14 protein-coding genes and 1 pseudogene are annotated in these 18,055 nt (G+C 63.7%); 7 read left to right on the top strand and 8 right to left on the bottom strand.

Features of this window, described 5'->3' with window-relative positions:
- Positions 1-66: 66 nt before the first annotated feature.
- Positions 67-1,514: pseudogene (locus RQ479_RS05670) on the top strand (NCS1 family nucleobase:cation symporter-1).
- A 30-nt stretch (positions 1,515-1,544) separates the two neighbouring features.
- Here RQ479_RS05670 and RQ479_RS05665 read toward each other — a convergent pair.
- The 5 genes from RQ479_RS05665 to tpiA form a co-directional block, all read right to left on the bottom strand.
- Complete coding sequence (locus RQ479_RS05665; RefSeq protein WP_292653533.1) at positions 1,545-2,084, bottom strand: DUF1697 domain-containing protein; 540 nt, start codon at positions 2,082-2,084, stop codon at positions 1,545-1,547.
- An 11-nt stretch (positions 2,085-2,095) separates the two neighbouring features.
- On the bottom strand, positions 2,096-3,724 hold the full coding sequence (locus RQ479_RS05660; RefSeq protein WP_292653532.1) for a CTP synthase: 1,629 nt from the start codon (positions 3,722-3,724) through the stop codon (positions 2,096-2,098).
- 147 nt (positions 3,725-3,871) lie between these two features.
- Positions 3,872-4,993, bottom strand: coding sequence for a L,D-transpeptidase (locus tag RQ479_RS05655; RefSeq protein ID WP_376704387.1), 1,122 nt, complete (start codon positions 4,991-4,993; stop codon positions 3,872-3,874).
- A gap of 199 nt (positions 4,994-5,192) precedes the next feature.
- Entirely contained in the window at positions 5,193-5,645 is a 453-nt protein-coding gene (gene secG, locus RQ479_RS05650) for a preprotein translocase subunit SecG (RefSeq protein ID WP_376704386.1), read from the bottom strand.
- 162 nt (positions 5,646-5,807) lie between these two features.
- Positions 5,808-6,575, bottom strand: a complete 768-nt coding sequence (gene tpiA / locus RQ479_RS05645; RefSeq protein ID WP_376704385.1) for a triose-phosphate isomerase — start codon at positions 6,573-6,575, stop codon at positions 5,808-5,810.
- A gap of 142 nt (positions 6,576-6,717) precedes the next feature.
- Here tpiA and RQ479_RS05640 point away from each other — a divergent pair, with 142 nt between their 5' ends.
- The 5 genes from RQ479_RS05640 to glp are packed head-to-tail and all read left to right on the top strand — an operon-like array spanning position 6,718 to position 12,148.
- Entirely contained in the window at positions 6,718-8,610 is a 1,893-nt protein-coding gene (locus tag RQ479_RS05640; RefSeq protein ID WP_376704384.1) for a SurA N-terminal domain-containing protein, read from the top strand.
- Positions 8,607-9,617 carry an anthranilate phosphoribosyltransferase gene (trpD, locus tag RQ479_RS05635; protein WP_376704383.1) on the top strand — a complete coding sequence of 337 codons (1,011 nt, stop codon included), beginning with the start codon at positions 8,607-8,609 and terminating at the stop codon, positions 9,615-9,617. Before RQ479_RS05640 ends, trpD begins: the two co-directional genes overlap by 4 nt.
- 4 nt (positions 9,618-9,621) lie before the next feature.
- Complete coding sequence (gene trpC / locus RQ479_RS05630) at positions 9,622-10,434, top strand: indole-3-glycerol phosphate synthase TrpC (protein WP_376704382.1); 813 nt, start codon at positions 9,622-9,624, stop codon at positions 10,432-10,434.
- 2 nt (positions 10,435-10,436) lie between these two features.
- Positions 10,437-10,943 carry a cyclic pyranopterin monophosphate synthase MoaC gene (gene moaC, locus RQ479_RS05625; RefSeq protein WP_352665071.1) on the top strand — a complete coding sequence of 169 codons (507 nt, stop codon included), beginning with the start codon at positions 10,437-10,439 and terminating at the stop codon, positions 10,941-10,943.
- Positions 10,943-12,148 (top strand): gephyrin-like molybdotransferase Glp, encoded by a 1,206-nt coding sequence (glp, locus tag RQ479_RS05620; RefSeq protein ID WP_376704381.1) that lies wholly within the window; start codon positions 10,943-10,945, stop codon positions 12,146-12,148. The genes moaC and glp overlap by 1 nt, the downstream gene beginning before the upstream one ends.
- Positions 12,149-12,155: 7 nt before the next feature.
- On the opposite strand, the gene RQ479_RS05615 is transcribed toward glp, so the two are convergent.
- Together RQ479_RS05615 and kynU are read right to left on the bottom strand one after the other, a co-directional pair.
- Positions 12,156-12,986, bottom strand: coding sequence for an alpha/beta hydrolase (locus RQ479_RS05615; protein WP_376704380.1), 831 nt, complete (start codon positions 12,984-12,986; stop codon positions 12,156-12,158).
- A 97-nt stretch (positions 12,987-13,083) separates the two neighbouring features.
- Entirely contained in the window at positions 13,084-14,331 is a 1,248-nt protein-coding gene (gene kynU / locus RQ479_RS05610; protein ID WP_376704379.1) for a kynureninase, read from the bottom strand.
- Positions 14,332-14,781: 450 nt separating this feature from the next.
- Between kynU and lexA the strand changes: the two genes are divergently transcribed.
- Positions 14,782-15,516, top strand: a complete 735-nt coding sequence (gene lexA / locus RQ479_RS05605) for a transcriptional repressor LexA (protein ID WP_023674949.1) — start codon at positions 14,782-14,784, stop codon at positions 15,514-15,516.
- On the opposite strand, the gene RQ479_RS05600 is transcribed toward lexA, so the two are convergent.
- Positions 15,510-17,975, bottom strand: coding sequence for a ComEC/Rec2 family competence protein (locus RQ479_RS05600; protein ID WP_376704378.1), 2,466 nt, complete (start codon positions 17,973-17,975; stop codon positions 15,510-15,512). The genes lexA and RQ479_RS05600 overlap by 7 nt on opposite strands.
- Positions 17,976-18,055: the final 80 nt, after the last annotated feature.

The raw sequence follows: 18,055 nt of genomic DNA, 5'->3' as shown, positions 1-18,055 counted from the left end.
CTGCGTCAGGCTTAACCTGCGTGCCATGCGTGGAGGCGCGTGCGGTTGCAAGGGGAGGACATAGCAATGACCATACAAGGCGCATCACCGGACCTGTAAATGAGGATCTCGCTCCGGCGAAGGTTCGAAACTGGGGACCGTTCTCGATCTTCAACGTCTGGACGTCGGACGTCCACAGCCTGTGGGGCTACTATCTCGCGGCCAGCCTGTTCCTGTTTTGCGGCGGCTTCGTCAACTTCATCATCGCCATCGGTATCGGTTCGCTGATCATCTATGCGTTGATGAACATGGTCGGCTATGCCGGCGTGAAGACCGGGGTGCCCTACCCTGTCTTGGCGCGTGCCTCCTTCGGCATCTGGGGCGCCAACATACCGGCACTGGTGCGCGCCATCGTAGCCTGCTTTTGGTACGGCGCGCAGACGGCGGCCGCCTCCGGCGCGATAGTAGCCCTGCTGATCCGCTCGCAATGGTTCGCGGACTTCAACCAGAGCACACATTTCCTCGGCCACTCCGGGCTCGAGGTGATCTGCTTCGTCGTCATCTGGGCGCTGCAGCTCCTGATCATCCAGAAGGGCATGGAAACGGTGCGCCGCTTCCAGGATTGGGCCGGACCGGCGGTGTGGGTGATGATGCTGATCCTGGCGATCTATCTTTGTATCAAGGCAGGCACCTTCGCCTTCACCAGCGACATCCCGATGGATGTGCTGCTGGAAAAGACAAAGGACGCAGGCGTGCCGGGCACGCCGGGCTCCTGGACCTCGCTGTTTGCGGTGGCGGCGATCTGGGTGACCTATTTCTCCGCACTGTATCTCAACTTCTGCGATTTCGCGCGCTACGCCCCGGATAAGGCATCGCTGCGCAAGGGCAACATCTGGGGCCTGCCGGTCAATCTTATCCTGTTCTCGCTGGTCGCCGGCGTCACCACGATCGCCGCCTTCGACGTCTATGGCGAGGTGCTGCTGCATCCCGACCAGATATCGGCGAAATTCGACAGCTGGTTCCTGGCGGCGCTCGCAGCCCTGACCTTTGCGGTGGCGACGCTCGGCATCAATGTGGCGGCGAACTTCGTGTCGCCGGCCTTCGACTTCTCCGTCTTTCCACGGCAGATCGACTTCAAGAAGGGCGGCTACGCGCTGATCGCGCTTGTGCTTTATCCTTTCGCGCCCTGGGAAGGCAGTGCTGCCTCCTTCGTCAACATCATTGGCGCGACGATGGGGCCGATCTTCGGCGTGATGATGGTCGACTACTACCTGATCCGGAAGGGCGAGGTCGACGTCGAGGCGCTCTACAGGGAGAATGGCGAATTCCGCGTTCAGGGCGGCTGGCATGTTAATGCCTTCATCGCCGCCGGTATCGGCGCGGTCTTCTCCTCGATCCTGCCCAACTTCACCAGCCTGCTGCCGTCATGGTGGGGCGTCTATGGCTGGTTCTTCGGCGTGGCAATTGCCGGCGTCATCTACTACGTGCCGCGCACGATGGCGCTCGGTGCCGGAGCCAGGATAGCCAAGGCCTGAACGGACTCGGGGCGGCGCGAGCCGCCCCGTTTATTCTGCGACCATCTTGGCCAGGCGGCGCACTGTATTCCAGTTGCGCGAGGTGCCGATGCCGAGACGTTTGTGGCTCACCGCCGCAAGCAGCCGCGAACTCGGCATCTCGCGGGAAAAGATGATCCAGATGTCGCCGTCGACAATCCGCAGCTTCTCGTCCTTGCCGGCATATGCCTCAAGCGCCGCGGCGGTCTCGGCGGGAACGGGCGCCCGCATCACGCGCACCGCCACCTGGTCCGCGGTCTCAGCCGATTCGGCTGGGAACGGATTGCCGGCCGCCAGCCTCAGCCAGCCGTCGGCGCGGCGCACGATGATGTCGACGTGGCGGCCGAAAGTCTTTGCGAACGCCGCCTCCAGCCGCTGCTCCAACGCCGCAAGTTCTGTTTCTTGCGCCTCGAAGACCAGATTGCCGGTCGCTACCAGCGTGCGCGGGTTATTCAGACCCAGGCTTTCGGCCATCGCCTTCAGATCGGACATGACGACCCGCCGCCCCTCGCCCAGGACAATGCTGTAGAGCAGCGCGACGTAAGTTTGCATGGGCGGCTAGTCTAGACCAGCCGCGACTGCTCTACCGCCGCCTCGATGAAGCTGGCAAACAGCGGGTGGGGATCGAGCGGCCGGCTTTTCAACTCGGGATGGTACTGCACGCCGATGAACCAGGGGTGGTCGGGATATTCGACCGTTTCCGGCAGCACCCCGTCCGGCGACATGCCGGCAAACACCAGGCCGCAATCCTCGAGCCGCTCCTTGTAGTCGACATTGACCTCGTAGCGGTGGCGATGGCGTTCGGAAATCTGCGTATCGCCATAGATCTCGGCGATCTTCGATCCCTTGGCGAGGTCGGCCTGGTAGGCACCGAGCCGCATGGTACCGCCGAGGTCGCCGGTTTCCCTGCGCTTTTCCAGCATGTTGCCCTTCAGCCATTCGGTCATCAAGCCGACGACCGGCTCCGCGGTCGGGCCGAACTCGGTCGATGATGCGTGTTCGACGCCGGCCAGCGAACGCGCCGCCTCGATGCAGGCCATCTGCATGCCGAAGCAGATGCCGAAATACGGCACCTTGCGCTCGCGCGCGAACTTCGCCGCCAGGATCTTGCCCTCCGAGCCGCGCTCGCCAAAACCGCCGGGGACGAGAATGCCATGGACCTTCTCCAGCCACGGCGCCGGGTCTTCCTTTTCGAATATCTCGCTTTCGATCCAGTCGAGCTTGACCTTGACCCGGTTGGCGAGGCCGCCATGCGACAGCGCCTCGATCAGCGATTTGTAGGCGTCCTTGAGGCCGGTATATTTGCCGACGACGGCAATGGTCACTTCGCCTTCCGGATTGTGGATGCGGTTGGACACCGCTTGCCACCGTTCCATGCGCGGCTTCGGCGCCGGATCGATGCCGAAGGCGGCCAGAACTTCCGAGTCGAGCCCTTCATTGTGATAGGCCATCGGCACGTCGTAGATATGCGGCACGTCGAGCGCCTGGATGACGGCGCTTTCGCGGACATTGCAGAACAGCGACAGCTTTCTGCGCTCTTCCTTGGGGATCGGCCGGTCGGCGCGGACCAGCAGTATGTCGGGTGCAATGCCGATGCCGCGCAACTCCTTGACCGAATGCTGCGTCGGCTTGGTCTTCAGTTCGCCCGCCGTCGGAATGTAAGGCATCAAGGTCAGGTGGACGTAGACGGCGTTGTTGCGCGGTAGGTCGTTGCCGAGCTGGCGGATCGCTTCCAGGAACGGCATCGCTTCGATGTCGCCGACGGTGCCGCCGATCTCGCACAGCACGAAATCGTAGTCGTCGTTGCCGTTGAGGACGAAGTTCTTGATCTCGTCGGTGACGTGCGGAATGACCTGCACGGTGGCGCCGAGATAGTCGCCGCGCCGCTCGCGCTCGATAATGTTCTTATAGATACGGCCGGTGGTGATGTTGTCCTGCTGGTTGGCCGAGCGGCCGGTGAAGCGCTCATAATGGCCAAGATCGAGATCGGTCTCGGCCCCGTCATCGGTCACGAAGACTTCGCCGTGTTGGTAGGGCGACATCGTGCCGGGATCGACGTTGAGATAGGGATCGAGCTTTTTGATGCGTGCGCGATAGCCTCGCGCCTGCAAGAGAGCCCCAAGGGCCGCTGCAGCAATGCCTTTTCCAAGTGAGGAAACCACGCCGCCTGTGATGAATACATATCGCGCCATGGGAGTCATCGCTTAACGCGGCCGAATTGATTCCGCCAGAGAAAAAACCGCCGCGAAGGCTTTTTCCCAAGAAGGCGCTCTGGTCGTTGGCGTATCAAAACAAAAGGGCCGGCGAGGCCGGCCCTTTTGGCACGATCTGTCAAAGCGTCAGATGATGACGACTTTGGTGCCTACTTTCACCCGGCGGTAGAGATCCATTACGTGCTCGTTGATCATGCGGAAGCAGCCATTGGAGGCGCTGGTTCCGATCGACTGCGGCGCAATGGTGCCGTGGATGCGCAGATGGGTATCCTTCTTGCCATCGTAGAGATAGATGGCGCGCGCACCGAGCGGATTGTCGCCGCCGCCGGGCATACCGTCCTTGTACTGGCCATAGTGCTTGGGTTCGCGCTTTTGCATATCCAGCGTCGGAATCCAGCGCGGCCATTCCTGCTTGTCGCCGACGGCAACTGTGCCCTTGAACTGCAGGCCTTCCCGGCCGACCGCGATGGCATATCGGCGGGCGGTTGACGATGATTCGACGAGGTAGAGGCGACGGGCGCTGGTATCGATGACGATGGTGCCGGGGTTGTAGCCGGTGAATTCGACCTCCTGCGGCACGAATTCCGGCTTGACCTTGAACTGCCGCTTGGCCTGCTTCCTTTCGAGCGCGGCGTCGAGCGCGCGTGTTTCCGGAAGCAGCGACATCGACGAAGAGGATGTGCCGCCGAACAGTCCCGCGAACAGCCCGACGCTCTGCGGCTTCTGCCCGACCGGTTCGCTGCGCAACTCGCCATTGTTGCCGGTCAGCGCAACGTTCATGGCCTCGGCCGGGATCGGCTCGGCCGACTGGATCGGCACGATAGGCGTAATCGGTTCGATGATGTTGACGGTCTTCTTCTTGGCCGGCGTGGCGTCAGCCACCTTGGCCGTCGCGAGCGGCTGGCTCTTCTTGGCAAGGAATGCCTGCCGTTCCGCATCGGCTTTGGCTTTCGCCGCCTCGCGCATCGCCAGCTTCCTGGCTTCGAGTGCCTTGGCGCGAGCGGCTTCCTTGTCGACTGCGATCTTGGCTTCGATCTTGCGGATCTGTGCAAGGTCGCCCGGCATTGGATCTTTCTTCTTCTTGAGAAGCTTCAATTGCGCCGCATCGCTTTTGGCAGCGACGTTGACGACGTCGGTTGTTGTTGCGGCTTTGTGGGCCGAGTTTGCCGTCGGCATGGCCGCGTAAGCGGGCGCACCTAGGCTGAGCACGGCACAAAGGCCGGCAAAAATGAAGCTGCGAAGCTGCATGGGGAAGATCCGATCGTTCAATGCTTGTTGCCCACGGCGTCGCCCGGCGCCCCCCAAGGACGCCGAGAATGCCGCGTGCAACGTATAATCGATTAGCCGGAAGCGCCTCAAGCGTGAGGCGCTGTCGAATCTTCTTGATCGTGCGGCATTTGCCGCGACTGTGTTCAAACGACAACAGATCGCGGCATAAGTTGCCCGATTACTGGTTGGGGACCTGCGGCGTGGCCGGCGCGGTGGCGCCGTTTGTCGCTGGCGGCGTCGCCGGAGCGGTTGCCGGAGGCGTCGTTGCCGCGCCATTGCCGGACGGTGGGGTCGGCGCCGTGTTGCCCGAAGGCGGCGTCGGCGTCGTGGTTCCGGGCAATTGGTTGAGTACGCCCTTGCCTGCCCCGTCCGAGGTCGCCGGCACGCGATCGAGAATGTCGATCGGCTTCTCGCCATAGCGCGCTACGATCGACAGTGTCAGCGAAGTGACGAAGAAAGCCGCGGCCAGAATCGCCGTCGCCCGCGTCAGCGCATTGGCGGCGCCACGCGCGGTCATGAAGCCCGATCCGCCGCCGATGCCGAGGCCGCCGCCTTCGGAGCGCTGCAGCAGCACCACGCCGACAAGCGCGAGCACGACCATAAGGTGGACGACGATCAGTACGGTTTCCATAATTTATCCTGGCAAGGCCTTGCGCGGCCGCTGATTTGGAGGCGGCTCAATACAATGCTTTGACGGCATTTCCAAGCCCGTGGCCGGAATATGGGAAGCAATGCGTCCTTTGCAACGATTTCGGCGCCGGCCGTCGCTCAAATCCAGCAAGCTGTCCCGGTATCAAGCGATGTTTCGATAGGCTTCCGCGATGCCGAGGAAGTCCGCCGCCTTCAGGCTGGCGCCGCCGACCAGCGCGCCGTCGACATTCCTGACGCCGAGCAGCTCGACGGCGTTGGACGGCTTGACCGAGCCGCCGTAGAGAATGCGCATCTTGGCTGCCGTATTGCCAAGCTTCCGCACCAGTTCCTCGCGGATATGGGCATGTGCCTCGGCGACGTCGGCGGCAGTCGGCGTCAAGCCGGTGCCGATCGCCCATATTGGCTCATAGGCAATGACAGTGTTGGACGCCGTGGCGTTTGGCGGGACCGAGCCAGAGACCTGGCGCGACAGCACGTCGAGCGTGGCTCCTGCTTCGCGTTCGGCTCTTGTCTCACCAATGCAGATGATGGCCACCAACCCGGCGCGCCATGCAGCGGAGGCCTTGGCCTGCACAATGGCATCGTCTTCCTTGCGATCGGCGCGGCATTCGGAATGGCCGACGATGACATGGCTGGCACCTGCATCCTTCAGCATCTCGGCCGAAATGCAGCCGGTATAGGCGCCGCTTTCCTCGGTATGGCAGTCCTCCCCGCCGGCCCGCACCGGCGTGCGCGACAGAATCTCGGCGGCGTGCGCAAGCAAGGTCGCCGGCACGCAGACCACCGCTTCGGTCTCGGCGTCGAGCCCGCTCATGAAGCCGTTGCCGATCATCCTGAGTTCGTTGAGCGAGGCGCCGGTACCGTTCATTTTCCAGTTACCGGCGACGAGCGGGCGGATTCCAGGCGTCATGGGATTTGTTTCTCCGGGCAATTTCCAGCTGGCCCTCACTATCAAAATCAGGCCACAAAGCAATCGACAGTGGGCAGGAAGGGCGCTATTGCGCTTGTTTCAGACTCGGCGCATGCGAAATGCGCAAAAATCGGAAGTACTCATGCTTGGTATGTTGAGAAGTGCGGCGGGGACCTGGGTCGCGAAACTGCTGCTGTCATTGTTGGTGTTGAGCTTCGCCATCTGGGGCATCTCGGGCCGGCTGATGGGCGGTCTTGCCGGCCATGACGCCGTGATTACGGCCGGAGGCACCAAGGTCTCGATCAACGAATACCGCCTCGCCTACGATCGCCAGCTCAGCGTCATGTCGCAGCAATTCGGCCAGCGCATCAGCCGTGAGCAGGCGACGACGCTCGGCATCGACAACCAGGTGCTGGCGCAACTCGTGTCGGGCGCCGTCCTCGACGAGCAGGCCCGCAAGCTCGGCCTCGGCCTGTCCAAGGACCGGCTCGCCGAACTGACGCGTGAAGACCCGGCGTTCAAAGGGCCTGCCGGAACCTTCGACAGGAGAACCTTCGAGTACCTGCTTCGGCAGATCGGCATGCGGCCGGAAGACTATTTGAAGAACCGCGCCCAGGTCGCGGTCCGCCAGCAGATCGTCGAGGCGGTTTCGGATGGCCTCAAGGCTCCGGATACGTTCTTCAAGGCGGTCGCGCTCTATCGCGGCGAAGATCGCACCATCGATTACCTGACCTTGCCGAAATCGCTTGTCGAGCCGATAGAAGCGCCGTCCGACAGCGTGCTTTCGGCCTATTTCGGGGAAAACAAGAAGACCTACGCCGCGCCCGAATACCGTAAGTTCTCCTATGTCAGGCTCGAACCGGAAGACATCATGGATTTGAGCGCGGTGACCGACCAACAGGTCAGCGACGACTACAACAAGAACAAGGCGCGCTACACCACGCCGGAGATGCGCACCATCGAGCAGCTTGTATTCAAGACGCCTGATGCCGCAAAGGCGGCGCTCGATTCGCTCAGGACCGGCGCGACCTTCGACAAGATCGTCGCCGCCGAAGGCAAGACGCCGGCCGACACGGTGCTCGGCACGCTGGCCAAGGACAAGATCGCCGACAAGGCGGTTGCCGATGCTGCCTTCAAGCTCAACGTCAATGAAGTCAGCCCGGTCGTGCAAGGCGCCTTTGGCCCCGTTCTGCTGCGCGTCACCGAGATCAAGCCGGAAGTGGTGAAGCCGCTGGCCGAAGTGTCCGAGCAGATCCGCAAGGACCTGGCACTGGGCGAGGCAAGCCGCATCTTGCTGGACGTGCACGACAATTACGAGGATACGCGCGCCTCGGGCAGTTCGCTCGCCGAGGCAGCCGCCAAATTGAAGCTGAAGGTCGTCACCATCGACGCCATCGACCGCACCGGCCAACGGCCGGATGGAAGCATCGTCAAAGACCTGCCGGAATCGCCGGCACTCATCAGGGCGGTGTTCGAATCCGAACCCGGAACCGACAATGAGGGTCTCACCACCGCCGATAACGGCTTCGTCTTCTACGACGTGAGCGCGATCACGCCGGCCCGCGACCGCACGCTGGACGAAGTCCGCCAGAAGGTCGTGGCCGACTGGACCGCGGCGGAGACCACCAAACGGCTTACCGCAAAGGCACAAGAGCTCGAGAAGCGTCTCAAAGCCGGCGCCACGCTCGAGGTGATCGCCGGTGAGCTCAAGCTCGAAAAGCAGACCAAGCGCGGCGTCAAGCGCGATGCTGACGACGTCGATTTCGGCAAGGAAGGGGCCGCCGCGATGTTCGGCGTCGGCGAAGGCGGCACCGGGCTGATCCCCTCGCCTACCGGCGACGGACAGATCCTGTTCAAGGTTGCCGAGGTGTTCGAGCCTGCCGGGGCCGATGCCAGCTCAGTACCCCAGGACGCGCAGAAATCCTTCACCTCCGGTTTGTCCGACGACCTGCTCGACCAGTTGGTGGCGCAGTTGCAGACGCAATATGACGTCCGCATCGATCAAACGGCCGTAACCCAAGCCCTGGCCAGATGAGCGCGCTGAAGATCCACATCGCCAAGGTCGCCGCCGGCAGCGCTCTTTCGTTCGAGGAGGCGCGCGAGGCCTTCGACATCATCATGTCCGGCGATGCCACCCCCGGCCAGATCGGCGGCTTTCTGATGGCATTGCGCGTGCGCGGTGAGACCGTCAGCGAGATCGCCGGCGCCGTCGCCACCATGCGCGCCAAGATGCTGCGCGTCGAAGCTCCCGAGGGCGCCATCGACATTGTCGGCACCGGCGGCGACAATTCGCACAGCGTCAACATTTCGACCGCATCCGCTTTCGTCATCGCCGGCAGCGGCGTGCCCGTCGCCAAGCACGGCAATCGCGGACTGTCCTCGCTGACCGGCGCCGCCGATGTGCTGATCGCATTGGGCGTCAAGATCGACATCCCTCCGGAGACGATCGGCCGCTGCATCCACGAGGCCGGCGTTGGCTTCATGTTCGCGCCGGCGCATCACCCGGCAATGAAGCATGTCGGCCCGACCCGGGTCGAGCTCGGAACCCGCACCATCTTCAACCTGCTGGGCCCGCTTTCCAATCCGGCGAGTGTCAGACGGCAGATGGTCGGTGTGTTCCTGCCCGAATGGATCATGCCGGTGGCAGAAACGTTGAAGGAGCTTGGTGCCGACCATGCCTGGGTCGTCCATGGCGACGGCTATGACGAGATCACCACCACCGGCGAGACACTTGTCGCCGAACTGGCCGGCGGCGAGATCCGCAGCTTTACGCTGACCCCGGAAGCAGTCGGGCTGAAGCGTCACACCAAGGACGAGTTGCGCGGCGGCGACGCCGCCCACAATGCCCAGGCAATGCGCGACATGCTGGGCGGCGCCGCCGGCGCCTTTCGCGATACGGTGCTGATGAATGCCGGCGCCGGGCTGGTGGTGGCCGGCAAGGCGACGACACTTGCCGACGGCATGGTGACGGCAACGCAGGCCATCGACAGCGGCCGCGCGCTAAAAGTGCTCGACAGGCTGGTCGAGATTTCGAACGGTTAAAACTATGTCCGACATCCTGCGCAAGATCGAGGCTTACAAGCGCGACGAGATCGCGGCGGCCAAAGCGCAAGTGCCGTTTGCCGAGATCAAGGCACGCGCGACGGATGCCGACGCGCCGCGCGGCTTTCTTTCCGCCCTTGAGGCAAAGCGCAAATCCGGCAGGTTCGCGCTGATTGCCGAAATCAAGAAGGCTAGCCCGTCCAAAGGCCTGATCCGCGCCGATTTCGATCCGCCGGCGCTGGCCAGGGCCTATGCGGAAGGCGGTGCCGCCTGTCTTTCGGTGCTGACCGACGCACCCTCCTTCCAGGGGGCGCCCGAATTCCTCACCACTGCGCGCGCTGCCGTCGAGCTGCCTGCCTTGCGCAAGGATTTCCTGTTCGACCCCTATCAGGTCCACGAGGCCAGGGCCTGGGGCGCCGATGCCATCCTGATCATCATGGCCAGCGTCGACGACGCGTTGGCAAGAGAACTCGAAGCGACAGCTTTCGGGCTGGGCATGGACGCGCTGGTCGAAGTGCATGACGAGGCGGAAATGGAACGTGCGCTGCGGCTGTCATCGCGGCTGATCGGCATCAACAACCGCAATCTCCGGACCTTCGAAACCAGGCTCGAGACCTCGGAACGGCTGGTAGCGATGGTGCCGGCCGGCCGCCTTCTGGTCAGTGAGAGCGGGATCTTTTCGCATGACGATTGCCGCCGGCTGGAGCGGAGCGGCATCGCCACTTTCCTCGTCGGTGAGAGCCTGATGCGCCAGCAGGACGTGGCCACGGCAACGCGCCTGCTTCTGACGGGCAAGGCGCCGGCAGAGGCGATCTGACGATGGCGGCCGCCCTCACCCATCTTGGCGCGCAGGGCGAAGCCAATATGGTCGATGTCGGCGACAAGGCTGAGACGGTGCGCACGGCAGTTGCGGAAGGTTTTGTCGCGATGCGGCCCGAGACGCTGGACATGATCCTTGCCGGCGATGCCAAGAAGGGCGACGTGCTGGGCACCGCGCGCATTGCCGGCATCATGGCGGCCAAGAAGACGCATGAACTGATCCCGCTCTGCCATCCGCTGCTGCTGACCAGGATATCTGTCGATATCGAGGCGGACGCCGCGCTGCCCGGCCTGAAGGTGACGGCATTGACCCGCGTCACCGGCAAGACCGGCGTTGAAATGGAAGCCCTGAGCGCCGTCTCGGTCGCTTGCCTGACCATCTACGACATGGCCAAAGCGGTCGACCGCGCCATGGTCATCTCCGGCATCAGGCTGGTTGAAAAGACCGGCGGCAAATCCGGCGACTACAAGATCACCGGAGGCGGGGCCACCGGGGCAGGCCGATAATGGCGCTGGTCCCGGTTGCCGAGGCGCTCGAGCGCCTGTTGGACGGCGCAGCAGAGCTGGCCGGCGAACCCGTCGCGCTGCTGGATGCCGCCGACCGCGTGCTGGCGGAGCCGGTTGTGGCGCTCCGCACCCAGCCGCCGTTCAACGCTTCCGCCATGGACGGCTATGCCGTGCGGGCGGCCGACATCGCGTCCGTACCGGCAAGGCTTTCGGTGATCGGCATGGCGCCGGCCGGACGCGGCTTTTCCGGATTGGTGCAGCAGGGGCAGGCTGTGCGCATCTTTACCGGCGCGCCGCTTCCCCAAGGCTCCGACACCATCGTCATCCAGGAGAACGTCCGCGACCTCGGCGGCGGCGGCATCGAAGTGACGGAGCCGACGGTGCAGGGGCGCAACATCCGTCGCCTCGGGCTCGATTTCGCCAAGGGCGATGTCCTGCTGCCCAAGGGCCGCCTGCTCGATCCGGCGGCCTTGTCGCTGGCGGCGTCGGCCAACCATCCCGAGGTCGCCGTGGTCAAGCGGCCGCTGGTCGCCATTATCGCCACCGGCGACGAATTGCTGCCGCCGGGCAGCAATCTGGGCCCCGACCAGATCATCTCCTCCAACGCCTATGGTGTCGCCGCTGCCGCACAGTCGGTCGGTGCGCGCGCGCTCGACCTTGGCATCGCACCGGACCGCAGGGAGGCGATCGCCGCATTGGTTGAAAAGGCCGTGAAGGCTGGCGCGAACGTCATCGTCACGCTGGGCGGTGCCTCGGTCGGTGACCACGACTTCGTCCATGACGTGCTGACCGGGCAAGGCATGACGCTCGATTTCTGGAAGATCGCCATGCGGCCGGGCAAGCCGCTGATGTTCGGGCGGCTGGGCGACATTCGCTGCATCGGCCTGCCCGGCAATCCGGTGGCAAGCCTTGTCTGCACCCAGCTCTTTGTGAAGCCGCTGCTGGCGCGGCTCGGCGGCCGCGCCTTTCAGCAGGATATGCGTCGGGCACGGCTCGGTGCTGCCATGCCGGCCAACGATCTCAGGCAGGATTATGTGCGGGCTGTTGTCACAGACGACGCCGGCACCCTCGCGGCGATGCCGTTCGGCATCCAGGACTCCTCGATGCTGAAAATGCTGGCCGATGCCAACGGGCTGATCGTCCGCGCGCCGTTCGCGCCTGCCGCGGCGGCGGGCTCCCCCTGCGACGTGCTGATGCTACGCTGAACCTGCCTCACTCCGAGATCAAGGTCTGGGTCAGCGGATGGTCTGGATCGGCCAAACCGTCGATGATGTTGAAATGGTGCCGGTCAGGCTCGACCACAGAGCTGGTCGAGGCACCTAGGCCGATCCAGATGTTGGCCAGCACCGCGCTCTGGCGCAGGAATTCGGCGCGCTCGCCGCCGCCGGCCCAGCAGGTCAGGCGGGCCTTGTCCATCGGGCGCAGCAGCACCGGGCTTTCGGCCTGCGCCTCGGCCTCATCGATCGCCAGCGTCTCGTTCATGCCGGTGCACATGATCGGGCGCAAATCGTGCACTCCCGAGATCGACACCACGCGACGAACGCGCCGGACCACTTCGGGCGCCAGCGGCGTCGTCGCCGTAACCATCCGGCTAACAAGATGGCCGCCGGCCGAGTGTCCGGTCAGCATCAGCGGCCCTGCGACCATCGCCGCCGCTGTGCCGATCGCCGCGCCGACTTCCTTGACGATGCCGGCAATGCGTATCTGCGGACAGAGCGTGTAGGACGGCATCGCAACCGCATAGCCGCGATCAACAGGGCCAGCGGCAAGATGCGACCAGAAACTCTTGTCGAATGCCATCCAGTAGCCGCCATGGACGAACACCACGAGCCCCTTGGGCTTGGTGGCCGGCAGGAAAAGATCGAGCCGGTTGCGTGGTTTATCGCCATAGGCCAAGTCGAGCCGCGCCCTGCCCTCGGTCGAAAGCACGTCGCGGAAAACCCGCGCTGGCTCGATCCAGGCCGCCGGCCAGCGATCGCTGCCGGCTATGTTGGCGCCGTTGGCATAGGCGTTATCCCAATCGGCAATGTGACGTTCGAACACCCTGCGCCCTCCCCTGGCAATATGGCCTTGCAACGTAGCCGTAAGCATCGCGCGGCGCGTCGTCGCCAGCCTCACGGCTCCAGCTCTCGCATCAATCTCAAGTGACAGCCGCCTTGATGGCGAAGCGCGCATCCTTCCACGCACCGGTGCGCAGGATGTCCTCAAGCACTTCGACGGCCTGCCAGACATCGGCATAGCCGACATAGAGCGGGGTGAAGCCGAAGCGCATGGTCGATGGCGTGCGAAAATCGCCGATCACGCCACGTTCGATCAGCGCGCGCATGATCTGGTAGCCATGCTCATGCATGAATGAAATCTGGCTGCCGCGTTTTTCCCCGTCGCGCGTGCTTTCGAGCGTGAGCCCGTAAGTGCCGCACTTTGCCTCGACAAGCTCGATGAACAGATCGGCCAGCGCGATGCTCTTCTTGCGCACCGCCGTCATGTCGATATCGTTCCAGATGTCGAGCGCGCCCTTCAGCGTGCGCATCGACAGGATCGGCTGGGTGCCGCACAGAAACCGGCGGATGCCGGTGCCGGCCGCATAGCCTGGCTCGAAGGCGAAGGGCCGTGCATGGCCCCACCAGCCGGTGAGCGGCTGCTGGATGTCGGCAAGATGCCGCTCAGCCGCATAGATGAAGGCAGGCGCGCCCGGTCCGCCATTCAGATATTTGTAAGTGCAGCCAACGGCAAAATCGGCCTTTGCCTTGTCGAGCTCGACTGGCATCGCACCGGCGGTGTGGCAGAGATCCCAGACGATCATCGCCCCGGCTTCCTGGGCCCTGCGCGTCAGCGCCGGCATGTCGCGCAGTTCGCCCGACTTGTAGTTGACGTGGTTGACCAACACCACGGCGGTGCGTTCGTCGATCAGCTCCTCGATGCTCGGCGCGTCGACCCCCGAGAGGCGCAGCAGCGTATCTTTTCGCGTCGAAACCACACCCTCAGCCATGTAGAGGTCCGTCGGAAAACTATCGCCCTCGGCGACGATGACCTGCCGCTCCGGCCGCATAGCCATGGCGGCGTGCAGCAGCTTGTAGATGTTGACCGACGTCGTGTCGCAGACCACCGTCTGGCCGATCGCGGCACCGATCAGGCGCCCGAGCTGGTCGCCAAGTTCAAGCGGCATGTTGAACCAGCCGGCCGTGTTCCATGCGCGGATGAGATCATGCGACCATTCCTCGGTCGCGGCCTTGTACAGTTCATCGAAAGCGGCACGTGAAGCAGCTCCTAGCGAATTGCCGTCGAGATAGATCACTCCTTGCGGCAACACAAAACGGTCGCGCATCGCGCGCAGCGGATCTGCGCCATCCATCGCCTTTATGGCCGCGAGATCGGGAATTCCTGTCATGATTTGCCTGCTCCCCCAAAGATCCAACGCAACGCCGGACACGCATCGACTGTTCTTCCATTACCAGGTAGCGCGCAGCAAGGCTCCACCAGCGAGAAGCAGCCTGACCAGGCGGTGGAAACCAGGAGTTTAACCCGAGGTTGGCGTTTTGAGTTCGTTTCGTTCACGGTGCATTGACCAAACCATACAGTCGATACGGGTTCACTTCCGTGCCTTTTGCCGACCGACGGCCGATGCCAGTGGCGCATTCTAGGAAGCCAGAAGGGCGCAAACGACAGCAGAATCAAGGCGATGAGGCTCGCGGCGGGTGAAAATGCGGTACCCCGGTAGGGGACGTCGTTTGTTTCCCGAGCCTTAACGCATTCATTAAACTTTAAACAGTTGCGGAACACAACTGGAACAGATAGTGTTTGTTCTGGGTTTGTTTTTCTGATTCTGTTGGGGGTCGCTATGCTGACACGCAAACAACACGAACTGCTTATGTTCATCCACGAAAGGTTGAAGGAAAGCGGTATTCCGCCCTCCTTCGACGAGATGAAGGAAGCGCTCGACCTGGCTTCCAAATCGGGAATCCATCGGCTGATAACGGCGCTGGAGGAACGCGGCTTCATTCGCCGTTTGCCCAACCGGGCCCGTGCGCTGGAGGTGCTGCGCCTGCCTGACTCGATCGCCCCCGGCCTCAATGCGGCACGCAAGTTCTCGCCGAGTGTCATCCAGGGCAGTCTTGGGCAAGGTGCCCCTCGGCAGGGCAAGCCGACATCGTCGCGCGTCCCTGCAGCCGGCAATGACGACGATGTCGTCGCCGCCGTTTCGATCCCGGTGATGGGCCGCATCGCCGCCGGTGTGCCGATCGATGCCATCCAGCACCAGACGCATTCGATTTCGGTGCCGCCGGATATGATCATGGGCGGCGAGCATTATGCGCTCGAGGTCAAAGGCGATTCGATGATCGAGGCTGGCATTTTCGACGGCGACACGGTGATCATCCGCAATGCGGATACGGCGAGCCCCGGTGAGATCGTGGTGGCACTGGTCGACGAGGAGGAAGCGACGCTGAAGCGGTTCCGCCGCAAGGGCGCTTCGATCGCCCTGGAAGCCGCCAATCCGGCCTACGAGACGCGCATCTTCGGACCAGACCGGGTCAAAGTGCAAGGCAAGCTCGTCGGACTGATCCGCCGCTACTGAGCTCCGCCCTTGGCGCCGGCTTTGGGTTTGTCGGCCCTGCGGTATGGCGGCAGGCCTCGCGCCGCGCGTGAAAATTTCCGCTGCACGTGCCAGGGCCGGTATGATTTTTCGACGGCGAAACGGATTTCGGGGCGTGTTGCCGCTTGTGGATCGAAATAGATGGCCGCACTTCCCGCGCGCGCCAGTTGCCGTTTGGTGACGACGAGGACCAGCCGGTCGTAGTAGCAGGGATTATGGGCGGTGGCGTCGTCGATGACGATCAAGCTGGCAAAGGCGCAGGCTGGCCGTGCAGTATCGCGGTCCTTGGCTTGCGCGATGATCGCGCCGGATGGATGCCTGGCAAGGCAGAGGCCGTCCGTGCAAATGAACGGCATGCCCGGCGGTAGGTCGGCCGGATCGGCAATGTCGAATTGCGGATCGTTCTTTCCAGGTGTTTCCGGCGCGACGATAGCCTCTGATGTGAGCGCGCGTTTCCAGTTGTCGATGGTGAACTCATTCGGGTGTGCCCGGTTGACCGCGAGTTCACCGCTGCCGATCGGCAGCGCGACCAGCCGTGCGTCCTCCGAGATCAATACGTCGGGTACGCGCGTCTGGGTCGTCGTCAGCAAGCCGGCGAGCGCGAAAGGAAGTGCCGCGAGCCGCAACCAGGTCGTCGCCATGCTGGCAATGACGAGGGCGATCGTCACCAAAAGGACAGATCTCAGCGAAATCAGCCCGACCGCATCGATCGGCGAGCGCTCGGAGATCCACCCGGACAGGGCGATCATCGCCGTCAGCCCCTTGCCCATCACGTAGAGGAAAGGCCCATCCGCGCCGAACGGCATCGCCAGCGCACTGAGGACGGCGAAGGGCATGACGACCAGTGAGACGATAGGCATGATGGCCAGATTGGCGAACAGGCTGAGCGGCGCCACGCGCTGGAAATGCCATATGGCGAAAAGCGCCGTGGCGCTCCCTGCAATGATCGAGGTCATCGCCAGGCCGCCCATGCCCAGCAGGACCTTTCGAGTGGCAAAGCGTAGCGGCGACCGCCGCGGCGGCGGCGTGGTGGCCCTGCCGGCGCGGTAATCGGACCAGCCTGCATAGGCGCCGACAAGGGCCGCCGTCGCGGCGAAGGACATCTGGAAGCTCGGACCAACCACCTCGTGCGGCGACACCAGAATGACGGCGATGGCCGAGATCGCCAGGTTGCGCATGGTGAGCGCGGCCCGGTCGAACAGCACGGCGATAAGCATCACCGCCAGCATGATGAAGCTGCGTTCGGCCGCTACCACAATGCCGGAAAAGACGAGGTAGGCCGCAATCGAAAAAAGCGCGGCGGCCGCGGCATATTTCTTGACCGGCCGTCGCGATGAGAAATCGGGAAACAGCGCAAAGGCGCCGCGTAGCAGCGCCATGATGGTGCCGGCGACCAACGCCATATGCAGCCCCGAGATGGAGATGATGTGGTAGATGCCTGTGCGCCGCATCGCTTCGTTGATCTCCTCGGGAATGCCGGCGCGCACGCCGACGATTAGCGCAGCAGCAATCTCGCCCTCGGCGCCGCCGATGCGGCTGCGGATATGGTCGGCGATGGATTCGCGCGCGTCTTCGATCGCGGAAGAAAGCCGCGCGGCAAGCGGCATGCTGCCCGACGACACGACTTTCGGATTGCCGAGAAAAAAGCCGCTGCCGCCGATACCGGCGAAATAGCTGTCGAAGGAGAAATCATAGCTGTCGGGCCGCACCGGCCCGGTCGGCGGCAGCAGCCGCACATAGCCGGCGATCTCGGAACCGGCGGTCAGCTCAGCCGGTATTTTCATCGCCGAAACGCGGACCCGTTCCGGCATGTAGCGCAGTGTCGGCCTGGCGGTTGAGATCACATCGATCGTCAGCCTGATGCGGCCGCTCGCCATGGGCTCGTACGATACGACGCGACCGGTCAGCCGCGTCGAGATTTCGGAACCGAGCATATGCGTCCCGACACGCCAGGTCTCGAACTTGGCGGCAAGCACGCCAAGCGCGCAGAGCAACGCCACCTTGAAGCAGAGGCGCGTCCTGGGCCATGACCGCGAGACGACGGCACAAAGGGCTGCCAAGGCGACGATAGCTATCGGCTGTGGGAAGGCCGGCTCAGCCGCCATCGCGAAATAAACGACCACCCCGCATGCGAGGAACACCGGCACCAGCAGGAAGGCGACGCCGCGGTCGAGTTCCAGGCCGGCCGCCGAGGTTACGCTGTTGCGGATACGGGACGGTGACGGAAGGCGGAAACGACGGCGTAGGCGCACGATGGGCTCGCCCGCGGGCACGGAAACCGTTGCTGGGTCGCTGGCCGGCAGCGACGGAGCATCGAAGCGCGGAGCGGGCAGCAATGCCGGTGTCGGCAGGACAGGCAGGGGAGCGGCAAACAGCAAGCGTTCGCTGACGCCGCTACCAGCGTCCTCGCCCTCGCCCGCACCACGGCCTCGCACAGCCATCGGGTCTGCCCCTTGCGCCCTCGACCTCCTATGCTACATGAACGCGCAACGCGCGAAAGTCCGCAAACCCCCTTCCTTCG

Source organism: Mesorhizobium sp. ISC25, from assembly GCF_042295465.1.
Taxonomy (GTDB): Bacteria; Pseudomonadota; Alphaproteobacteria; order Rhizobiales; family Rhizobiaceae; genus Mesorhizobium.
Note: the sequence above shows the minus strand (reverse complement) of the source record. Positions and strands in the feature narration are given on the sequence as shown.